At 70.6% G+C, this 3,188-nt stretch carries 3 protein-coding genes; 1 reads left to right on the top strand and 2 read right to left on the bottom strand.

Translation table 11 applies throughout. The annotated features are described in order from the left end of the window. Positions 1-559, top strand: a 559-nt coding sequence (locus tag ACT6XY_RS22650) for an OB-fold nucleic acid binding domain-containing protein (RefSeq protein ID WP_444750561.1), incomplete at its 5' end; no start/stop codon positions are given. Here the strand turns inward: ACT6XY_RS22650 and ACT6XY_RS22645 are convergent. Beyond that, positions 542-2,893, bottom strand: coding sequence for a tetratricopeptide repeat protein (locus ACT6XY_RS22645; RefSeq protein ID WP_444750560.1), 2,352 nt, complete (start codon positions 2,891-2,893; stop codon positions 542-544). The two genes, ACT6XY_RS22650 and ACT6XY_RS22645, sit on opposite strands and share 18 nt — an antisense overlap. A 156-nt stretch (positions 2,894-3,049) precedes the next feature. Next, positions 3,050-3,188 (bottom strand): flagellin (locus ACT6XY_RS22640; protein ID WP_444750562.1); only part of this gene is annotated, 139 nt, incomplete at its 5' end.

The following is a 3,188-nucleotide window of genomic DNA, read 5'->3' as shown; positions in this document are numbered from 1 at the left end:
CGAGCTCGGCGACGAGGCCGACGCCCTGTTGCCCGCCATGCCGCTGTCGGAACACGTCGTCGCCGACTACCAGACGGCGCGGCTGTCGCTGAAGGCCCATCCGCTGCAGTTCCTGCGGGAGAGCCTCGCCGCCGAGGGCATTGCGACCTGCGCGGAGATCACCGCCGCCGCCAACGGCGCGCGCGCGCGCGTGGCCGGCGTCGTCCTCGTCCGCCAGCGGCCGGGCAAGGGCACCGCCATCTTCATCACCCTGGAGGACGAGACCGGCATCACCAACGTGGTGCTCTGGGCCCGCCGGATGGAGCGCTTCCGTCGCGCCATCATGGGGGCGCGGCTGCTCATGGTGGAGGGCCTGGTGCAGCGCAGCCCCGAGGGCGTGGTTCACCTCATGGCGGAGGACATCATCGACCGCACGGCCGATCTGCAGCGCCTGTCCGAGGATCCGATGCGCGACAGCCTCGCCCGGGCCGACGAGGTGTCGCGACCGCAATATCCGCGCGGCGGCGGCCGCCACCCGCGCGACGTCAGGGTGCTGCCGAAGTCACGCGACTTCCACTGACCGCGCCGGCGCCTCGTCGACCGAGGCCACGTCGAAGGCATGCGGCGCCTCGCCCCGACGCCAGATGTCGACCATGCCCTCGTAGGCGCGGCCGAGATGAGCGGCGAAGCGGGCGGGATCGAAGAGCGGGACGCTGTCGCGACCGCGCACCAGCGCCTCGCGCAGGGCCCGCGCGGTGCCGGGATCGTTGCCGATGGCGATGGCCTTGGCCGTGTACTCGTCGAAGCTCCCGGCGATGAGCTGCTCCATGCCCGCCGCCTTCAGGATGCTGCCCGAGACGCGCGAGACGAAGCTGCGGCCGGACAGCGCCAGGAGCGGCGCGCCCATCCACAGGGCGTCGCTCGCGGTGGTGTGCGAGCCCACGGGGAAGGTGTCGAGCGCGAGGTCGACCAGGCCGTAGCGGGCGAGATGGTATTCGTTGTCCATGACCGGCCCGAAGACCAGCCGGGTCGGGTCGACGCCGTGCTCCTCCGCGCGCGCGCGGAGCCGCTCGCCGATCGCCGGGTCCTTCGACAGGAGCCAGAGCACCGAGCCGGGAACGCCCTTCAGGATGTCCATCCAGGCGGCGAAGAGCGTGCCGCCGACCTTGTAGACGTGGTTGAACGAGGCGAAGACGAAGCCGGTCTCCGGCAGCCCGACCATCTCCCGGGTCGGCGTCTCCACCACCGTGCGGCTGCGCCGGTTCGGCTGGTAGCAGTCCGGCAGCCGCACCACGGCTTCCGAATAATCCGCCTCGGCGCCCGCCGGGATGATGAAGGGATCAGCGATGATGTAGTCGGTCTCGGCGAGGCCGTAGGTGCCAGGATAGCCGAGCCAGTTCACCTGGATCGGCGCGGCGCGGTACTTCAGCAGGCTGAGGCGCGAACCGCCCGTGTAGCCCTTGAGGTCGACGAGGACATGGATGCCGTCGCGGCGCACGAGGCTCGCCGTCTCAGTTTCCGTGAGCAACGTCACGTCCTCGAAGCGGTCGACCGCCGCCTTGAGCCGCGTCCGCTCCCCGTCCTCCGGGAACGCGTCATAGGAATAGGCGACCACCTCGAAACGGCTGCGGTCGGTGCACTCGAGCGCCTCGGTGAGCAGCTTCAGCGTCGCGTGGTTGTGGAAGTCGTTGGAGAAATAGCCGATGCGCAGCCGCTCGCCCGATGCCGGCGGGGCAGGCATGGGCACGTCGAGCGTCTCGGTCGGTCCGGGAAGGATGCGGGCCCGTCGCTCCGAGGCGATCCTCTGCAGCGCCGGGTCGTCGGTCATGGCGAGCACCATGAAGGGCGACAGGCCCGCCTTGACGATGGTCTCGCCGAGAGGCTCGAGCGACGCGAGGATTTCGTCGGCGAGGTCCATCTCCACCACGTGCGACGCCGAGTGGGCGATCGTGGAGAGGAGCGCGCTGTGCTGGGGCAGGCGCTCGCGCACGATGCGGCCGAGATCCACGACCTGCTGATGGGCGCTGGCGTCGAAGAGCAGGTCGACGAGCCGCGTCAGCACGTCGAGCCGCGCGCCCGTGGCGGCGGCAAGGTCGGCCTGCGCCTTGGCGGCACCCAGCTTGTCCTCGCTCGCCATGAGCGCCATGATCTTGAACATCGCCGCCCAGCGGTCGTCCGGAACGAGAGCCAGGGCAACGTCGGCCCCCGCCACCGCCTCGCGGTTGCGGCCGGCCTGCACGTGCTGGCCGACCTCGTAGAGGTGCAGGATGGCGCTGAGATCCTCGAGCCGCATGCCGAGGGCGAAGGAGGCCTCGTTGGCCACGCCCGTGCTGTGGAACACCGGGCCGAGCGGCAGCCAGACATGGGCCTCCGGGTCGGCAGCGAGGGCCCTCTGCGCATGGACCAGCGCCGCGTCGTAGTCGAGGCGGGCCATGGCGATCATCATGGAGACGGCGTCGATCTTCGGGTGGCTGGTCAGCCGCGACAGGTGCGCGATGATCGGCTCGGCGCTCTCGATGTTGCCGGCACGGACCATGCACCAGGCGAAGCTGAGGAAGGCGTCGGCGCGGCTTGAATCGCTGCGGGCGAGCGACAGCCACAACTGGCTGGCGGTCATGAGGTCGCCGAGGGAGAGATGGGCCGCCGCCAGGGTGTCCACCGTGTCGGGGTCGCTGCTGCCGCTGTTGCGGGCGACGAAGTCGGCGGCGGCGCCCTGGGCCGCCAATGCCCGACCGAGCAACTCGCGATGGGCGGCGACGTCGGGTTGGGCAAGGCCGAGCTGGCGGGCGATGCGTACGGCGATCGAGGCCTCGTTGCGCTGGAGCGCCGCCTCGGCCGAGCGGGTCGCGTAGTCGACCGCATGACGCAGTGTCCGCTCGTCGAGCGGACGGCTCCATTCCAGGGCTCTGGCCATCACGGTCTCCACCGACGGGCGAAATGGGCCGCGCGAAGCATGCCCATGGGAGCCTGCACTCTTGGCGAAGATGGTTAACGCGGCTCTAACGCGGCGCCCCGAACGAGAAAGGGCGGCCCGAGGGCCGCCCTTCCGGTATCTCCGGCTGAGGAGGGATCAGCGGAGGAACTGGAGGACCTGCTGGTCGCCCTGGGAGGCGAAGGACAGGGCCGAGGTGGCGAGCTGGGCGCGGGTGTTGAGCGCCAGCAGGTTCGCACCTTCCTCGTTCTGGTCGGCGAGGGTGAGGTTGTCCGCA

The organism is Phreatobacter sp., from assembly GCF_052440005.1.
In the GTDB taxonomy this organism is placed as follows: Bacteria; Pseudomonadota; Alphaproteobacteria; order Rhizobiales; family Phreatobacteraceae; genus Phreatobacter.
This window is presented reverse-complemented; position numbering and strand designations above follow the sequence as displayed.

Bases quoted from the DNA above. Each gene is read 5' to 3' on its own strand.
- ACT6XY_RS22645 (WP_444750560.1), bottom strand. From the start codon at position 2,893: ATGGCCAGAGCCCTGGAATGGAGCCGTCCGCTCGACGAGCGGACACTG.